This is a genomic window from Streptomyces sp. NPDC058697, assembly GCF_042715345.1.
Taxonomy (GTDB): domain Bacteria; phylum Actinomycetota; class Actinomycetes; order Streptomycetales; family Streptomycetaceae; genus Streptomyces; species Streptomyces liliifuscus.
Window position 1 is genome coordinate 46,698 of record NZ_JBHXSU010000043.1, and the last position, 16,392, is coordinate 63,089.

Genomic DNA, 16,392 nt, shown 5'->3' on the forward strand with positions numbered 1-16,392 from the left:
TACGTAATGGTGACCGTGCGGACGGATGGCGTACACCATCGCTTCTGACACTGTTCTGTCATGGCACAGCAAGCGACGCCGGTTCGCACGGCCCGGCTCGGGCGGGCACTCGGAACGGAACCGACGGCGGTGAGCGGCGTGGTGCTGCTGCTGCCGGGCGGCGAGGAGACCTCGGCCCGCAGACCCTCACCGATGATGGCGACCGCGTCCGTACGGGCGTTGGGGCGCCGGCTGACCCGCGCGGGGCGGGACGACGGCCTGGTCGTGCACGTGGTGCACTACCGGCTCCGGGGCTGGAACGGCACCCAGGCGGATCAGGCGCGGGACGCCGCGTGGGCCGCGGACGAGGTCGTACGGCGGTACGGGGACGTTCCCGTCTGCCTCGCGGGCGTGGACATGGGCGGGCGGGCCGCCCTGCACTCGGGCGGGCACACCGCCGTCAACTCCGTGCTGGCGTTGTCCCCTTGGCTGCCCGAGGAGGATGTCGCCGCGCCGCCCGAACCGGTGAAGCAGCTTGTGGGGCGGCGGGTGTTGATCGTGCACGGCACGAACGACGAGCGGACCGATCCCGAGTTGTCGTTCCGGCTGGCGGCGCGGGCGAAGAAGGCGAACCGGGATGTGTGCCGGTTCGAGGTGCATTCCGATGGGCATGCGCTGCATGCGTTTCGGGACGAGGTGTATGCGCTGGCGGAGGATTTTGTGGTGGGGGCGTTGTTCGGGCGGGCTTTTGCCCGGCCCGTGGAGGATGCGCTTGCGGCTCCGCCGCCTTTGGGGTTGCGGATGCCGCTTGCCTCCGGGTTTGGGCGGTCCCTTCGCCGTTAGTTGCCTGGGTTGGGGTGGCGTGCGGGTTCGGTGGGGGCTTGTCGCGCAGTTCCCCGCGCCCCTAAAAGAAGGCGCCCCCTTGTGGGAGTGAGTTGATAGCGAACCCTCATTTGGGGAGCAGGTTGCCCCTCCTTGACAAGAGGAATCTCTTGAAAGCCGCCACCGGGGGTGTGTCGGGGTGGCCGTCCAGCCAGGCCACTCCGATCTCCCGGGCCGCCCGTGGGGACGTGACCGTCAGTTCTACGACTCCTGGGCGGGGTACGGCCGGTGGGGGCAGGAGGGCCACCCCCAGGCCTGCCGCCACCAGGCCCCGGAGGGTTTCTGCCTCCTCGCCCTCGAAGGCCACCCTCGGGCGGAAGCCCGCCTGCTGGCAGAGGTCGTCGGTGATGCGGCGGAGGCCGTAGCCGGGTTCCAGGGTGACGAAGGTTTCGTCGGCGGCCTCGGCGAGGCGGATGCGGCGGCGGGAGGCGAGGCGGTGGTCCGCGGGGACGACCAGGCGGAGCTTCTGTTCGTCGAGGCGGCGGGCGACGAGGTCGGGAGCGTCCGGGACCGGGGACGTGAGGCAGAGGTCCAGTTCGCCGGAGCGCAGCCGTTCGATCATGGCCTCGCCGTAGTTCTGGACGAGGCTGAAGCGGACCCGGGGATGGTCGGCGCGGAAGGCGCGGATCAGTCCGGGGACCGTCTCGGAGCCCATGGTGTGCAGGAAGCCGAAGGCGACCTTGCCGGTGGCCGGGTCGGCGTCGGCGCGCACCTCGTCGGCGGCCCGCTCGATCTCGGCGAGGGCCCGCTCGACGGAAGACAGGAAGGTGCGGCCCGCCGGGGTCAGGGAGACCGTGCGGCCCCTGCGGGCGAACAGGTCCACGCCCAGGTCCTGTTCGAGGCGGACCATCGCGCGGGACAGGGTCGACTGCGGGACCTGCATCTCCTGCGCGGCCCGTGTGACGTGCTCGGTGCGGGCGACCCCGGCGAAGTACGCGAGGCGAGGGGCGAGGATCGCGACGATGTCTTCTGTGTCACTGGACGGTGACAGGTGAGGCTCTGACCTCTGCTGATGCTTCACGGGAACGATTATGACGATTCCATGCATTGGACGGATGAGCGGGACGGTTTTAGGTTCGAAGCATGCCTTCCGCAAGTACCGGGGCGTCCACTGTCGTGGGCGCCTCCGCAGCCGCCGCCGTTCGCACCGAAACCACTCCCGTCGAAGCCGCTCCCGTCGATTCCCGTATGGCCCCGGGCGGGCCCGGCTACCGCCGGATGAGCCTCGCGCTCTTCCTCGCGGGTGTCGCGACCTTCGCGCTTCTCTACTCCACCCAGGCCCTGCTGCCGCTGATCTCCGGCGACTTCGGAGTCACGGCGAGCACGGCGAGCTGGACGGTGTCGGCGGCGACCGGTGCGCTGGCACTGTTCGTCCTGCCGCTGAGCGCCCTCTCGGAGCGGTTCGGCAGGCGTACGTTGATGACGGCGTCCCTGGCCATCGCGGTGAGCGTCGGACTGCTGGTGCCCTTCGCCCCGTCGGTCGGCTGGCTGGTCGCGCTGCGGGCCGTGCAGGGTGCGGCGCTGGCCGGGCTGCCGGTCTCGGCGATGGCCTATCTCGCGGAGGAGGTCCGGCCGAAGGCGCTGATCACCGCGATCGGCCTGTTCGTCGCGGGCAACAGCGTCGGCGGCATGAGCGGGCGGGTCATCACCGGCTGGGTCGCGCAGGAGTGGGGCTGGCGGGTCGCCGTCGGGGTCATCGGGCTGATCGCCGTCGGCTGTGCCGTGGCCTTCCGGCTGCTGCTCCCGGCGCCGAAGCACTTCAAGGCCGGTTCGCTGCGGCCCGCGGTGCTGGTCCGCACGGTCCGCGGTCACCTCGCGAACCCGCTGCTGTGCAGGCTGTACGCGATCGGCGCGCTCTTCATGACGGTGTTCGGCGCCGTCTACACCGTGATCGGCTACCGCCTCACGGAGGCCCCGTTCTCGCTGCCGCAGGGCATCATCGGCTCGATCTTCCTCGTCTATCTGGTCGGCACGGTCTCGGCGTCGACCGCCGGGAAACTGGTGGGACGGCTCGGCCGGCGCGGTGCGCTGTATCTGGCGGGCGGTACGACGACCGCGGGGCTGCTGGTCTCACTGGCCGACTCCCTGCCGCTGATCCTGCTCGGCCTGGTCCTGATCACCGCGGGCTTCTTCGCGGGGCACGCGGTCGCGTCCTCCTCGGTCAGCCACACCGCCAAGGAGGGCCGCGCACAGGCCTCCGCCCTCTACCAGTCCGCCTACTACCTGGGCTCCAGCGCGGGCGGCACGCTCGGCGCGGTCGCCTTCCACTCCGGCGGCTGGGCCGGGACGGTGGCGCTCGGTCTGCTGGCGGTCCTCGGGGTCGTGACGATCACGGTGGTCGGGTCGCACGCGGCCCGGACCCAGCGGCGGCTGGTGGCCGTGCACCACTGAGGCACGGCGGGCCGACTTTCGAACGTACGGGTGCAGGTCAGGACATTAACTGTCCTGACCTGCACCTTTTGCAGCTCGGGGGGCCATTGTCAGTGGGCTGCGGTAGCTTCCGAAGTGCCGGCATCGCAAAGAGGCGGTGAAGGTGACGACGAACATGCCACAGGGGTGGGTTGGCCATGAGCGACGGAACGGCGACGGCGGAGGACCTCGACGTCCGGCTTGAGAAGCACCGGGTCGAGCTGACGGGGTACTGCTACCGCATGCTCGGCTCATCCTTCGAGGCGGAGGACGCGGTCCAGGACACGCTCGTGCGCGCCTGGCGGAGCTACGACAAGTTCGAGGGCCGCTCCTCGATGCGCTCGTGGCTGTACCGGATCGCGACGAACGTGTGCCTGGACATGCTGTCGGCGGGGAACAAGCGGGCCCGCCCGATGGACCTGACGGACTCGACACCGCTCACACAGGCGGCGCTGAACCCGCGCCCCGACCACACCTGGCTGGAGCCGATGCCGGACGCGCGTGTGCTGCCCGTGGTCGAGGACCCCGCCGAGGCCGCCGTCGCCAAGGAGTCGGTGCGCCTCGCCTTCATGGCGACCCTGCAGCAACTGCCGCCCAAGCAGCGGGCCGTGCTCATCCTGCGCGAGGTGCTGGCCTGGAAGGCGAGCGAGGTCGCCGAGCTCCTCGGCACGACGGTCGCCTCGGTCAACAGCGCGCTCCAGCGGGCCCGTGCGACGCTCGCCGAGAGCGACGGCGCCGCGGCCCGGGCCGCCACCTCCGACCCGCTCGACGAGGAGCAGCAGAAGCTCCTGGACCGCTATGTGGCGGCCTTCGAGGGGTACGACATGACGGCCCTCACGGCCCTCCTGCACGAGGACGCCGTGATGACGATGCCGCCGTTCGACCTGTGGCTGTCCGGCCCCGAGGACATCACGGGCTTCATGACGACCCTCGGCGCGCCCTGTGCGAACTCGCATCTGGTGCCGGTCGCGGTGAACGGCCTGCCGGGCTTCGCCCAGTACAAGCCGGACCCGCAGACGGGCGGCTACACGGCGTGGGCCGTGCAGGTCCTGGAGACCTCAGAGGGCCGGATCACCGGGTTCCACTGCTTCCTCGACACGAAGCGGTGGTTCCCGCTGTTCGGGCTGCCCCTCGACCTCGAAGGGGATGCCGACAAGACCGAGTAGCGCGCGCAGGGCGGGGTCCGGGTCGCGCAGTCTGATCCGTCCCCCGGCGCGACGGGCGGCGAGCTGCATCCTGGCGAGCGCGTCGACGGTGGTCAGGCCTGGTGGTCCGAGACCGGCGACATCGCAGACCAGGACGCCGGCTCTGCTGCTTTCGAGCCGTGCGCGCACGTCCTCGCACAGCCTCGGCACCTCGTCTCGGGTGACGGGGCCGGGCAGTACGAGTACGGCAGGTGTCATGGCGTCCACGTGCGGTAGACCGGCGGGCGGCGCGGAACTCATCGCTGCGTGCTCACCGAGCACGAAGTTCAGGTAGCGCAAGGTCACATTGACCTGGGCATGGCCTACCCAAGAGGGTTCGGTGTATGCCCCACGAATCACCGCCCGTCCGCCTGCCCGCACTCCGCCCCGACCGAATACGCGACCGCCTCCGCGCCGCCGCTCCCGGCCACCCCCGGGAGCTCCGCGCGCTCCAGGAGGTGCCGTGCAGGGGGTGCTGAACGGCTTCGCGGTGATCGCCGTCGTCATCGGCGTCGGCTATCTGATCGGACGCCGCGGCTATCTCGGGGACAACGGCCGGGAGGTGCTGACCAAGCTCGCGTTCCATGTGGCCACCCCCGCGCTCCTGTTCACCACCCTCGCGCAGGCCGACCTGTCGGTGATCCTCTCCAACCGGCTGCTGGTGACGGCGATCAGTACGTTCGCGGTGGCCGGGGTGTTCGTCGCGGTCGGTGCCGTGCGCCGCTGGGGCGTGGGCCGTACGACGATCGGCGCGCTGTGCTCCAGTTACGTCAACGCGGGCAATCTCGGCATCCCGATCGCGGTGTATGTGCTGGGCGACGCCTCGCTGGTGGCCCCCGTGCTCCTCTTCCAGCAGATCGTGATGACCCCGGTGGCCCTGACGGTCCTCGACCTCTCCGGCCCGGGCGAGAAGACCTCCCTGTGGCGACGGATCACCACCCCCATCCGCAACCCCGTCGGCATCGGTTCCCTGTCCGGCGTCGCCGTCTCGGCATCCGGCCTGACGGTCCCGGGCCCGGTCCTCGACCCGCTCACCCTGATCGGCAACATGTCCGTCCCGGCCGTCCTCCTGGCCTTCGGCATCTCCCTCTGCGGCAGCACAATGCCGGGCCGCGGCCCCGACCGAACCCCTGTCCTGCTCTCGGTCGCCCTGAAATCGGTGGGCCAGCCCCTGACGGCCTGGGCCCTGGCGGCGGGCGTCTTCGGCCTGCGAGGCGCCCCACTCCTCGACGTGGTGGTCACCTCGGCCCTGCCGGCCGCCCAGAACCTCTTCACATACGCGTCGCGGTACCGGGTCGGCGAGGTGCTGGCCCGCGAGTCGATCCTGCTGTCGACGATGCTGGCGGTACCGGTGTTGGTGGTGGTCGCGGCGACCCTCGGCTGAGGCCGCCCGGCCCTCCTCCGGGCAGACGAACACGAAGGGGACCGGCGACGGACGCCGGTCCCCTTCACGCGCGAGCCGAGCCTGAACGGATCAGGTCGGTCAGGTCAGGCGATCCGTTCCAGCACCACCGGCGTCGCCGTGAAGTCCGTGCCCGGTGCTGACACGTCGTACGAGCCCTCGACGGCCGCCAGGGCGTACTCGAAGCGTTCCGGGGTGTCCGTGTGCAGGGTCAGGAGGGGCTGGCCCTCGGTCACCGTGTCGCCCGGCTTGGCGTGCATCTCGATGCCTGCCGCCGCCTGGACCGGGTCCTCCTTGCGGGCGCGGCCCGCGCCCAGGCGCCAGGCCGCGATGCCGATGTCGTACGCGTCCAGGCGGGTCAGTACGCCCGAGGAGGGGGCCTTGACCACGTGCTGCTCCCGGGAGGTGGGCAGCTCGGCGTCCGGGTCGCCGCCCTGGGCCGCGATCATGCGGCGCCAGGCGTCCATCGCCGAGCCGTCGGCCAGTGCCTTCGCGGGGTCGGCGTCCTTCACGCCCGCCGCGTCGAGCATCTCGCGGGCCAGGGCGAGGGTCAGTTCGACGACGTCCGCGGGGCCGCCGCCGGCCAGCACCTCGACCGACTCGCGGACTTCGAGGGCGTTGCCCGCCGTCAGGCCCAGTGGGGTCGACATGTCCGTGAGGAGCGCGACCGTCTTCACTCCGTGGTCCGTGCCCAACCCGACCATCGTGGACGCCAGTTCGCGCGCGTCCTCGATCGTCTTCATGAAGGCGCCCGTGCCCACCTTCACGTCCAGGACCAGCGAGCCCGTGCCCTCCGCGATCTTCTTCGACATGATCGAGGAGGCGATGAGGGGGATCGCCTCGACTGTGCCCGTGACGTCCCGGAGCGCGTACAGCTTCTTGTCCGCGGGAGCCAGGCCGTCGCCCGCCGCGCAGATGACCGCGCCGACCTCGTCCAGTACGGAGAGCATCTCCTCGTTCGAGAGCAGGGCGCGCCAGCCCGGGATCGACTCCAGCTTGTCGAGGGTTCCGCCGGTGTGGCCGAGGCCCCGGCCCGACAGCTGCGGGACCGCCGCACCGCAGGCCGCGACCAGCGGGGCCAGCGGGAGGGTGATCTTGTCGCCGACGCCGCCCGTGGAGTGCTTGTCGGCGGTCGGGCGGGACAGGGACGAGAAGTCCATGCGCTCGCCGGAGGCGATCATCGCGGCCGTCCAGCGGGCGATCTCGCCGCGATTCATGCCGTTGAGCAGGATCGCCATGTTCAGGGCGGCCATCTGGTAGTCGGCGACCTCGCCGCGTGTGTACGCGTCGATGACCCAGTCGATCTGCTCGTCGCTCAGCTCGCCGCGGTCGCGCTTGGTGCGGATGACGGAGATGGCATCCATCGACAACAAAGCCATGGCCTTTCCTTCCGAAGTGCAGCGGCCCCTCCCGGTGCCCTGGAGGCACACGACGCGGAGGGGCCGACCGTGAACTACTTGCGCAGATGCCCCGGCCCGAAGGCCTGCGGAAGCATCTCCGAGAGCGGCAGGATCCCGGCAGGGGTCTCCATGATCAGATCCGGGCCGCCGAACTCGAACAGCAGCTGGCGGCAGCGGCCGCACGGGACCAGGATCTCGCCGCGGCCGTCCACGCAGGTGAAGTGCGTGAGCCGGCCGCCCCCGGTGTTGTGGAGCTGCGAGACCAGTCCGCACTCGGCGCACAGCCCGAGCCCGTACGAGGCGTTCTCGACGTTGCACCCGGAGATCACCCGGCCGTCGTCGACCAGGGCCGCGACACCGACCGGGAAGCCCGAGTACGGGGCGTACGCACGGGACATGGCCTCGTGGGCCGCCTCCCGCAGGGCCTCCCAGTCGACCTCGGGCCCGGACCCGGTTTCGGCGGACGTCACTTGCCCTGCCCCCGCCGGTAGGGCATGCCGTCCGCCTTCGGCATCCGCAGCCGTTGTGCGGACAGCGAGAGGACGAGCAGCGTGATGACGTACGGCGTGGCGGAGACGACCTGGTTCGGCACCTCGTCGGTGAGCGAGTACCAGGTGAACACCAGCACGCCGACGGCCAGGGTGATCACGCCGGGCACGTACTTCTTCCTGACCAGCAGCCAGACCGCGCCGATGGCCAGCAGTATGGCGCCGAGCAGCAGCAGCGCGTGGACGTTCTCGGCGCCGCCGCGCAGGTTGAGGCTGTCGGTGTAGCCGAACAGGCCCGCGCCGAGGGCGAGTCCGCCCGGCATCCAGTTGCCGAAGATCATCGCCGCGAGACCGATGTAGCCGCGGCCGCTGGTCTGGCCCTCCAGGTAGAAGGGGTTGGCGACGATGGAGAGGAAGACACCGCCGAGGCCCGCCAGACCGCCGGAGATGATCACGGCCAGGTACTTGTACTTGTAGACGTTGACGCCGAGCGACTCGGCCGCGACCGGGTTCTCGCCGCAGGACCGCAGGCGCAGACCGAAGGCGGTGCGCCACAGGATCCACCAGGTGGCCGGGATCAGCGCGACGGCGATCAGGGTCAGCCAGGAGACGTTGGTGACCAGACCGCCGAGCAGACCGGCGACGTCCGAGATGAAGAACCAGCCCTTGTCGTTGAGGTCGACGAGCCCGTCGGACAGTCCCGGCACCGTGAAGTTGCCGATCGACTCGACCGGCGGGGACTGCTTGGCCGAGCCGCCCTGCACGCCCTCGAAGGCGAGCGGGGCGAGATAGCGGGTGGCGCCGAGGGCCAGGATGTTGATGGCCACACCGGAGACGATGTGGTTGACGTTGAAGGTGACCGTGACGATCGCGTGCAGCAGACCGCCGAGGCAGCCGCCGATGATGCCGATGAGGACGCCGTTCCACGGGCCCCACTGGTAGCCGGCCCAGGCGCCGAACCAGGTGCCGAGGATCATCATGCCTTCGAGGCCGATGTTGACGACGCCCGCGCGCTCGGCCCACAGACCGCCGAGACCGGCCAGGCCGATCGGGACGGCCAGTTCGAGCGCGGTCGACATCTGGCTGACGTTGGTGATGCCGTCGGCGCCGGTGATGATCCGGACGATCGAGGTCAGCGCGAGGCCGCCCGCGATGACCAGCAGAAGGACGGGGAGCGTGAGCCGGCGGCCCTTGGGCGCCGTGGGCTGCAGCGAGGGCTGGTTGAGGTCGGTCACGGTGGTCATCGTCCGGCCACCTCCTTCTGGATCGAGTTGTCGGAGGTGGCGCCGAGGACGTGCCCCGCCGCGAGTTCGGCGCCGACGCGGCGCTGCTGGCGGCGCAGACCCCACTCGCGCACGGCCTCGTACGAGACGACGACCGCGATCACGATCAGGCCCTGCATGATGACCGCGATCTCCTTGTCGTACCCGTGGAAGTCGAGCTCGGGCGAGGCCTTGTCGAGCCAGGCCCACAGGAGGGCCGCGAAGGCGATGCCCGTCGGGTTGTTGCGGCCGAGCAGCGCGATGCCGATACCGAGGAAGCCGATGCCGGTCGGGAAGTTCAGGCTGTACGTGTGCGAGTCGCCGAGCAGGATCGGCAGGCCCGCGAGACCGGCCAGACCGCCGGAGATCAGCATGGCGGTGAGCACCATGCGCTTGGGGTTCACACCGCTGGCCGCGGCGGCGGTCTCCGAGGCGCCGGAGGCGCGCAGGTCGAAGCCGAAGCGGGTGCGGTTGAGGACGACCCAGTAGCCGATGCCGAGCAGGGCCGCGAGGACGACGAGGCCGTAGATCTCGCCGGCGTCGCCCATGTCGAAGCCGGGGATCCAGCCGGACTCGTGCATCTCGCCGGTGGTGTTGTTGTTGCCGACCTTGACGCCGAAGACGCTGGGCAGCCAGAAGTAGGCGATGAGGGAGGTCGCGATCGCGTTCAGCATGATCGTCGCGACGACCTCGCTGACCCCTCGGGTGACCTTGAGGACACCGGCGATGCCGGACCAGAAGGCGCCGGTGAGGACCGCGGTGAGGAGCAGCAGCGGTACCTGCAGGACCGCCGGCAGACTGGCGTGGGCGCCGACCACCGCGGCCATCATGGCGGCGAGCTGGTACTGGCCGTCCACACCGATGTTGAACAGGTTCATCCGGAAGCCGATGGCCACCGCGAGTGCCGCGATGTAGTACAGCGAGGCCTGGTTGATGATCAGGACCTGGATGTCGGAGAACGTGGCCTGCTCGAACATGATCGAGTACGGCTCAAACGGGTTCTTCCCCGAGGCGATCAGCACGACCGAGGTCAGCGCCACGGCCACGACGAGCGCGATGACCGGCCCGGCCACCGCGAGGAGCAGTCGCTCCTTGTCGAACTTCTTCATCAGCGGGCCTCGTCTTCCGGGGCGTCTGCCGGGCCGTCCGCCGGCGTCTCGGCATGCTCTTCGAGCTCTGCCTGCTCTTCTTCCAGCTGTTCCACGAGCTCTTCGTTCTCGAGGTGTCCGGAGGCGGCGCCGGTCATGGCCGAGCCGAGCTCCTCCGGGGTGATGGTCGCCGGATCGGCGTCCGCGACCAGCTTGCCGTTGTAGATCACCCGGAGGGTGTCGGACAGACCGATCAGCTCGTCCAGGTCGGCGGAGATCAGCAGGACGGCGAGGCCCTCGCGGCGGGCCTCGCGGATGTGGTCCCAGATCGCGGCCTGCGCGCCGACGTCCACACCCCGGGTGGGGTGGGCGGCGATCAGGAAGCGCGGCTTGTGGGTCATCTCGCGGCCGACGATCAGCTTCTGCTGGTTGCCGCCGGACAGCGAGGCGGCGGTGACGTCGATGCCGGGCGTGCGGACGTCGTACGCCTCGACGATGCGGCGCGTGTCGTCCTGGGCGCCCTTGATGTCGAGCCAGATGCCCTTCGCGTTGGGCTTCTCGGTGACGTGGCCGAGGATGCGGTTCTCCCAGAGCGGGGCCTCCAGGAGCAGGCCGTGGCGGTGGCGGTCCTCGGGGATGTAGCCGATGCCCTGTTCGCGGCGCCTGCGGGTGGCCCAGGAGGTGATCTCCTCGGCGGCCAGCGTGATGGTGCCGGAGTCGGCGCCCTTGAGGCCGATGAGGGCCTCGATCAGCTCGGTCTGGCCGTTGCCCTCGACACCCGCGATGCCGAGGATCTCGCCCTCGTGAATGGTGAAGCTGATGTCGTCGAGCAGGGCCTTGCCGCCCGGGGCGACCAGGCGCAGGTCCTCGACGGCGAGCACCGGCCGGTCGGTGACCGTGGACTCGGCGGTCTCCGGGGTGGGCAGTTCGCTGCCCACCATCAGCTCGGCGAGCTGGCGCGGGGTGGTCTCGGAGGGGACGGCCGTGCCGACCGTCGTGCCCCGGCGGATCACCGTGATGTCGTCGGCGACCGACAGTACCTCGCCCAGCTTGTGGGAGATGAAGATGACCGACAGGCCCTCGGACCTGAGTTCGCGCAGGTTGGCGAAGAGCGCGTCGACCTCCTGCGGCACGAGGACCGCGGTGGGCTCGTCGAGGATGAGGATCCGGGCGCCGCGGTAGAGGACCTTGAGGATCTCCACGCGCTGGCGGTCGGCGACACCGAGCTCCTCGACGAGGGCGTCGGGGCGCACGCCGAGGCCGTAGCGCTCGGAGAGCTCCACGATCCGGCGGCGGGCCCTGGCGCCGATGCCGTACGACTTCTCGCTGCCCAGGACGACGTTCTCCAGGACGGTGAGGTTGTCGGCGAGCATGAAGTGCTGGTGGACCATGCCGATGCCGCGGGCGATGGCGTCGGCGGGCGAGGAGAAGGTGACCTGGTCCCCGTCGACGGCGATGGTCCCCTCGTCCGGCTTCTGCATGCCGTAGAGGATCTTCATCAGCGTCGACTTGCCGGCGCCGTTCTCGCCGACGAGGGCGTGGACCGTGCCCTTGCGGACGCTGAGGTGGATGTCGTGGTTGGCCACGACGCCCGGGAACCGCTTGGTGATCCCGGCGAGTTCGACTGCGGTCACCGATCCGTTGACCGCGCCGGCCGGAGGACTGCTGGACGCGTTGATGGCGCACTCTCCTGAAGGGAAAGGGGGTCGTCTACGCGCGTAGCGCCCCTACGGCAACATGAGGGGCCGACGCGCCGCGAGAACGGGGTACGGGGAGCCAGGCTCCCCGTACCCCGTTGAGCGGACGTAACCCCGCGGTTACGAGCGACTCCGGGAAGATCGATGCGCGAACTTCCCGGGATCGCCGAGCTGCTCCTGAGGTACTGCTGTCAGCTGGTCTTGACCTTGATCTCGCCGCCGATGATCTTCTCCTTGGCCGCAGACACGGCTTCCTGGATCGCGGTGTCGCTCTTGAACTTCGGGTTGGAGTCCGCGAGGCCGACCTCACCGGACTTCAAGTCGCCCCTGACGATACCGGTCTCGGGCTTGCCGTCCTCGACCGACTTCGCGAGGTTGTACACCGCCTTCGCGACGTCCTTCGTCGCGGAGGTGAGGATGGCGTCCTTGTACTTGCTCAGAGCTTCCTGCTTGTACTGGTCCGAGTCGACACCGATGGCCCACACCTTGTTGGCGGAGGCGGCCTCGATGACACCCTGGCCCGACAGACCGGCCGCCGCGTAGACGACGTCGGCCTTCTTCTCGATCTGGCCCTCGGCGGCCGTCTTGCCCTTGTCGGGGCTGGAGAAGCCGCCCTCCTCGGCGGTCTGCGTCAGGTACTGCGAGAGGACCTTCACGCCGGGCTTGGTGTCCTTGACGCCCTGCGCGAAGCCCGCCCCGAACTTGTGGATCAGCGGGATGTCCACACCGCCGACGAAACCGACGGTGTTGGTCTTGGTGGCCTTGGCGGCCGCGACACCGGCGAGGTAGGAGGCCTCCTGCTCGGAGAAGACCAGGTCCGCGACGTTCTCCGCCTCGATGGTGGAGTCGTCGACGATGCCGAAGGTGGTGTCGGGGTACTTCTCGGCGGCCGCCTTGACGGCCGGCGCGTAGGCGTAGCCGATGCCGATGACCGGGTTGTGACCCTGCTTGGCCAGCGAGACCAGTCGCTGCTCCTTGTCGGCGTCCGTCTCACCGTCGGTGGGCTCGATGTCGGCGGTCTCGTAGCCGAACTCGCCCTTCGCCTTCTTCAGGCCCTCGTACGCGGCGTCGTTGAAGGACTGGTCGCCCCTGCCGCCGACGTCGTACGCGATGGCGAGGCCCTTGTCGCTCTTCGAATCCGCCGAACCGGAGGAGGTCGAGGTACCGCCACAGGCGGAGAGGACGAGGGCGAAAGAGGCGGCCGCTGCGCCTGCGAGCGCGATGCGGGGAACCCGGCGCATGTGTTGTGCTCCTGTCGTACAAGCGCCGGGCGGAACACCTTCGGCGCTGGCTTCGCCGCAGATTAACGCGCGTAGACCCGCGAGAGAACCCCCTCTGTCCACCTTGTTATGCGGCTGTGCCCGAGGGCTCGCGCCGACCGGGTGCGGGCTTGCCGATCGCGAAGGTCCGTCCATGGCGGATGACCTGCGCGGGGAACGCCGGAGCGGGCGGACATCGTGGATGTCCGCCCGCTCCGTGTGACTTCAACCGCTTTGTTCGACTTGTGATGCTTCGCCCGTTCGGGCGGTGACGGGCCCGCAGGCCCGCCCTCCGGACTACTCGGTCTTCACCTTGATCGTGCCGTCGATGATGCCCGCCTTGGCCTTGGCCACCGCGTCACTGAGACCGGCGATCTCGCCCATCTTCGGGTTGCTGTCGGCGAGGCCGACGCCGTCCACCTTCAGGTCGAAGGTCTGGACACCGGTCAGCGGCTTGCCGTCCTCGACCGACTTGGCGAGGGAGTACACCGCGCCGCCGACGTCCTTGAGCGCCGACGTCAGGATGTAGTCCTTGTACGCGGCCAGCGCCTCCTGCTTGTACTGGTCGGAGTCGACACCGATCGCCCAGACCTTCTTCTTGGCCGCGGCCTCGATGACGCCCTGGCCGGACAGGCCGGCGGCCTGGTAGATGACGTCCGCGTTCTTCTCCAGCTGGCCCTCGGCGGCGGCCTTGCCCTTGTCGGGGCTGGAGAAGCCACCCTCCTCGGCGGTCTGCGTCAGGTACTGGGAGAGGACCTTCACGCTGGGCTTGGTGTCCTTGACGCCCTGCGTGTAGCCGGCCTCGAACTTGTGGATCAGCGGGATGTCCACGCCGCCGACGAAGCCGACCGTGTTGGTCTTGGTGGCCTTGGCTGCCGCGACACCGGCGAGGTACGAGGCCTCCTGCTCGGCGAAGACGAGCGAGGCGACGTTGTCACCCTCGACCACGGAGTCCACGATGCCGAAGCTGGTCTTCGGGTACTTCTTGGCGGCGGCCTCCAGCGCGGGGCCGTAGGCGAAGCCGACGCCGACGACCGGGTTGTAGCCCTGCTTGGCGAGCGAGACGAGGCGCTGCTCCTTGTCGGCGTCCGTCTCACCGTCGGTGGGCTCGATGTCGGCGGTCTGGTAGCCGAACTCCTTCTTCGCCTTCTCCAGACCGGCGTACGCGGCGTCGTTGAAGGACTGGTCGCCCTTGCCGCCGACGTCGTACGCGATGGCAAGGCCCTTGCCGCCCTTGCTCTCGCTGCTGTCACTACTGCTGCTGTCGCTGCTGGTGCCGCCACAGGCGGTCGCCGCCAGTGCCAGCGACGCGACCCCCACCGCGACGCGGGCCAGGCTGGATATCCGACGCATCTGAAGTTCCCCATTCTCCAAGCCCCGCAGTGGGTGCTGAGTTCGGCGCACATTAACGCGCGTAGACCCTTGAGGGAACGGGATAGCGCTTGGCCGTTATCCATTCGTGCCGATGGCCGGTTACGTCCTTGTGAACCTCGGGACCAAAAGGTGCAGATGAGGACGCAGCACCCACCACGGCAGTCACGCTCCGCATCGGGGCGGTGAAGTCCGCGTGACGACACGAGTGGTTGTTGACAGTGGACCACGCTACTGCGCGGGGGTACGCGGCGCGACCGGAAGGACCGGCCGCGCCCGCCGCCGGGACGAGTCGGGCCGGCCTGTCAGACCCCGGCGTCGAGGAGGGCGGCCGCGGTGAAGAGCTCCACTCCCGCGGTGATCGCCGACTCGTCCGCGTCGAAGTCGCCCTGGTGCAGATCCCGTACGGTCCGCTCCCCCGGTGTGCGCACTCCGAGCCTGGCCATGGCGCCGGGCACCAGCTCCAGGTACCAGGAGAAGTCCTCGCCGCCGAGGCTCTGCTCGGTGTCCTCCACGGAGTGGATCCCGCGCCGGGCGGCCATGGCGTCCCGCAGCAGGTCGGTGGTGTCCGGGTCGTTGACGACCGGCGGCACCCCGCGGATGTAGTTGATCTCCGACTTGGCCCGGTACAGGTTCGCGATCTCGTCGATGGCCGCGTGCACCAGATCGGGGGCGGCCCGCCAGGAGGCGAGATCCAGACACCGTACGGTCCCGGAGAGCTCGGCGTGCTGCGGGATGACGTTGCAGGCGTGGCCCGACTCGATGCGGCCCCAGGTCACGGCGAGGCCGGACCGTGCGTCGACCCGCCGGGTGACCAGGGCGGGCACGTCGGTCACGACGCGGGCGGCGGCGGTCACGAGGTCGGTGGTGAGGTGGGGCCGTGCGGTGTGGCCGCCGGCCCCGTCCAGCGACACTTCAAGACGGTCGCAGGCGGAGGTGATGGGGCCGTGCCGCAGGCCGATCCGGCCCGCGTCGACCTTCGGGTCGCAGTGCACCGCGACGATCCGGCCGACGCCGTCCAGTGCCCCGCACTCGATGACGTCCGGGGCGCCGCCGGGCAGTACTTCCTCGGCGGGCTGGAAGATCAGACGCACGGCCCTCTTGAGCAGGCCCTGCTCGTGCAGCTGGGCGAGGACGAGTCCGGCCCCCAGCACCACGGTGGTGTGGATGTCGTGGCCGCAGGCGTGGGCCCGGTCGGGCACGGTCGAGCGGTACGCGCACTCGGTCTTCGTGTCCGGGATGGGCAGGGCGTCGATGTCGGCACGCAGGGCGAGCATCGGACGCGCGGGGTCCGGGTCGCCGATGTCACAGATGAGCCCGGTTCCGATGGCGAGCACGCGGGGGTGAAGGCCGGCCCGCTCCAGGCGCGCCTTGATGGCGGCGGTGGTGCGGAACTCCTGGTTGCCGAGCTCCGGGTGCATGTGCAGGTCGCGGCGGAAGGCTACGAGTTCGGCGCGGAGCGCCTCGGGCAGCGTGCCGGGGAGTGCGCCGGGCAGGGCGCCTGCGAGCGCGCCCGGAAGCGTGGCTTCCCCGGGCTGGTCGGCCTCGGAATCTCGGGACATCAGTTGGTTCACCCTCTGAAGGGTAGGGCGACGCGACGGCCAACTGACCCACGATCAACAAAACTTCAACCCGTAAGGGGAAGAAAACCTGGCCGCGTGGCGCATAGATATTGACTGGGATGGGTACACTCGCCCGGCTTTTCAGTCGTGGATCGTGATCCAGGTCTCCTGGTGGGAGAACCTCCGGGCGGCGACGCCCATTCCCGGGTCTCCGGGGACAGGCTCTCTACGCATACCACGCATACGTGCCCCTGGCCGGTTCTGTTCACCTGACGGACGGGCGGGGACGGCGGGGCCGGCTCTGGGTTGTGTGCCGGGTGCGGGTGAGTGGGGGCTGGTCGCGCAGTTCCCCGCGCCCCCAAAGACAAAAAGCCAGGGGCGCAGCCCCGCTTTTTAGGGGCGCGGGGAA

Annotated in this window: 14 protein-coding genes; 4 read left to right on the forward strand and 10 right to left on the reverse strand. The window is 69.9% G+C overall.

Annotated elements, in window-relative coordinates; translation table 11 throughout:
• Nucleotides 1-60: 60 nt before the first annotated feature.
• Complete coding sequence (locus ACFWXQ_RS45315) at nt 61-822, forward strand: alpha/beta hydrolase (protein WP_383947017.1); 762 nt, start codon at nt 61-63, stop codon at nt 820-822.
• 106 nt (nt 823-928) lie between these two features.
• Here the strand turns inward: ACFWXQ_RS45315 and ACFWXQ_RS45320 are convergent, their stop codons facing one another.
• On the reverse strand, nt 929-1,882 hold the full coding sequence (locus ACFWXQ_RS45320; RefSeq protein WP_383947020.1) for a LysR substrate-binding domain-containing protein: 954 nt from the start codon (nt 1,880-1,882) through the stop codon (nt 929-931).
• A 62-nt stretch (nt 1,883-1,944) separates the two neighbouring features.
• On the opposite strand from ACFWXQ_RS45320, the gene ACFWXQ_RS45325 reads away from it, so the two are divergent.
• Together ACFWXQ_RS45325 and ACFWXQ_RS45330 are read left to right on the forward strand one after the other, a co-directional pair.
• Nucleotides 1,945-3,252 carry an MFS transporter gene (locus ACFWXQ_RS45325; RefSeq protein ID WP_383947023.1) on the forward strand — a complete coding sequence of 436 codons (1,308 nt, stop codon included), beginning with the start codon at nt 1,945-1,947 and terminating at the stop codon, nt 3,250-3,252.
• A gap of 176 nt (nt 3,253-3,428) precedes the next feature.
• On the forward strand, nt 3,429-4,436 hold the full coding sequence (locus ACFWXQ_RS45330; protein WP_383947026.1) for a sigma-70 family RNA polymerase sigma factor: 1,008 nt from the start codon (nt 3,429-3,431) through the stop codon (nt 4,434-4,436).
• On the opposite strand, the gene ACFWXQ_RS45335 is transcribed toward ACFWXQ_RS45330, so the two are convergent.
• Nucleotides 4,329-4,715: an STAS domain-containing protein gene (locus ACFWXQ_RS45335; RefSeq protein ID WP_362072470.1), complete on the reverse strand. Its 387-nt coding sequence runs from the start codon at nt 4,713-4,715 to the stop codon at nt 4,329-4,331. The genes ACFWXQ_RS45330 and ACFWXQ_RS45335 overlap by 108 nt on opposite strands.
• Before the next feature lie 202 nt (nt 4,716-4,917).
• Here ACFWXQ_RS45335 and ACFWXQ_RS45340 point away from each other — a divergent pair, with 202 nt between their 5' ends.
• The gene (locus ACFWXQ_RS45340; protein ID WP_383947029.1) at nt 4,918-5,838 is read left to right on the forward strand and encodes an AEC family transporter; all 921 of its coding nucleotides are present in this window, start codon (nt 4,918-4,920) and stop codon (nt 5,836-5,838) included.
• A 104-nt stretch (nt 5,839-5,942) separates the two neighbouring features.
• Here the strand turns inward: ACFWXQ_RS45340 and ACFWXQ_RS45345 are convergent, their stop codons facing one another.
• The 8 genes from ACFWXQ_RS45345 to ACFWXQ_RS45380 all read right to left on the reverse strand — a co-directional run bounded on the left by ACFWXQ_RS45345 (nt 5,943) and on the right by ACFWXQ_RS45380 (nt 15,983).
• Entirely contained in the window at nt 5,943-7,220 is a 1,278-nt protein-coding gene (locus tag ACFWXQ_RS45345) for a thymidine phosphorylase (RefSeq protein WP_383947053.1), read from the reverse strand.
• Nucleotides 7,221-7,309: 89 nt separating this feature from the next.
• Nucleotides 7,310-7,726: a cytidine deaminase gene (locus ACFWXQ_RS45350; RefSeq protein WP_383947032.1), complete on the reverse strand. Its 417-nt coding sequence runs from the start codon at nt 7,724-7,726 to the stop codon at nt 7,310-7,312.
• Nucleotides 7,723-8,988 (reverse strand): ABC transporter permease, encoded by a 1,266-nt coding sequence (locus tag ACFWXQ_RS45355; RefSeq protein ID WP_383947035.1) that lies wholly within the window; start codon nt 8,986-8,988, stop codon nt 7,723-7,725. Before ACFWXQ_RS45355 ends, ACFWXQ_RS45350 begins: the two co-directional genes overlap by 4 nt.
• Nucleotides 8,985-10,115, reverse strand: a complete 1,131-nt coding sequence (locus ACFWXQ_RS45360) for an ABC transporter permease (protein ID WP_362072190.1) — start codon at nt 10,113-10,115, stop codon at nt 8,985-8,987. Before ACFWXQ_RS45360 ends, ACFWXQ_RS45355 begins: the two co-directional genes overlap by 4 nt.
• On the reverse strand, nt 10,115-11,728 hold the full coding sequence (locus tag ACFWXQ_RS45365) for an ABC transporter ATP-binding protein (protein ID WP_383947039.1): 1,614 nt from the start codon (nt 11,726-11,728) through the stop codon (nt 10,115-10,117). Before ACFWXQ_RS45365 ends, ACFWXQ_RS45360 begins: the two co-directional genes overlap by 1 nt.
• 254 nt (nt 11,729-11,982) lie before the next feature.
• Nucleotides 11,983-13,032, reverse strand: coding sequence for a BMP family protein (locus ACFWXQ_RS45370; protein ID WP_383947042.1), 1,050 nt, complete (start codon nt 13,030-13,032; stop codon nt 11,983-11,985).
• Nucleotides 13,033-13,347: 315 nt separating this feature from the next.
• Nucleotides 13,348-14,403: a BMP family protein gene (locus tag ACFWXQ_RS45375; protein ID WP_383947045.1), complete on the reverse strand. Its 1,056-nt coding sequence runs from the start codon at nt 14,401-14,403 to the stop codon at nt 13,348-13,350.
• A gap of 323 nt (nt 14,404-14,726) precedes the next feature.
• Entirely contained in the window at nt 14,727-15,983 is a 1,257-nt protein-coding gene (locus ACFWXQ_RS45380; protein ID WP_383947047.1) for an amidohydrolase, read from the reverse strand.
• Between the last annotated feature and the right edge of the window lie 409 nt (nt 15,984-16,392).

Coding starts and splice junctions, on each gene's coding strand:
- ACFWXQ_RS45370 (WP_383947042.1), bottom strand. CDS start 13,032: ATGCGCCGGGTTCCCCGCATCGCGCTCGCAGGCGCAGCGGCCGCCTCT.
- ACFWXQ_RS45345 (WP_383947053.1), bottom strand. CDS start 7,220: ATGGATGCCATCTCCGTCATCCGCACCAAGCGCGACCGCGGCGAGCTG.
- ACFWXQ_RS45380 (WP_383947047.1), bottom strand. CDS start 15,983: ATGTCCCGAGATTCCGAGGCCGACCAGCCCGGGGAAGCCACGCTTCCG.
- ACFWXQ_RS45315 (WP_383947017.1), top strand. CDS start 61: ATGGCACAGCAAGCGACGCCGGTTCGCACGGCCCGGCTCGGGCGGGCA.
- ACFWXQ_RS45375 (WP_383947045.1), bottom strand. CDS start 14,403: ATGCGTCGGATATCCAGCCTGGCCCGCGTCGCGGTGGGGGTCGCGTCG.
- ACFWXQ_RS45330 (WP_383947026.1), top strand. CDS start 3,429: ATGAGCGACGGAACGGCGACGGCGGAGGACCTCGACGTCCGGCTTGAG.
- ACFWXQ_RS45335 (WP_362072470.1), bottom strand. CDS start 4,715: ATGAGTTCCGCGCCGCCCGCCGGTCTACCGCACGTGGACGCCATGACA.
- ACFWXQ_RS45360 (WP_362072190.1), bottom strand. CDS start 10,115: ATGAAGAAGTTCGACAAGGAGCGACTGCTCCTCGCGGTGGCCGGGCCG.
- ACFWXQ_RS45355 (WP_383947035.1), bottom strand. CDS start 8,988: ATGACCACCGTGACCGACCTCAACCAGCCCTCGCTGCAGCCCACGGCG.
- ACFWXQ_RS45325 (WP_383947023.1), top strand. CDS start 1,945: ATGCCTTCCGCAAGTACCGGGGCGTCCACTGTCGTGGGCGCCTCCGCA.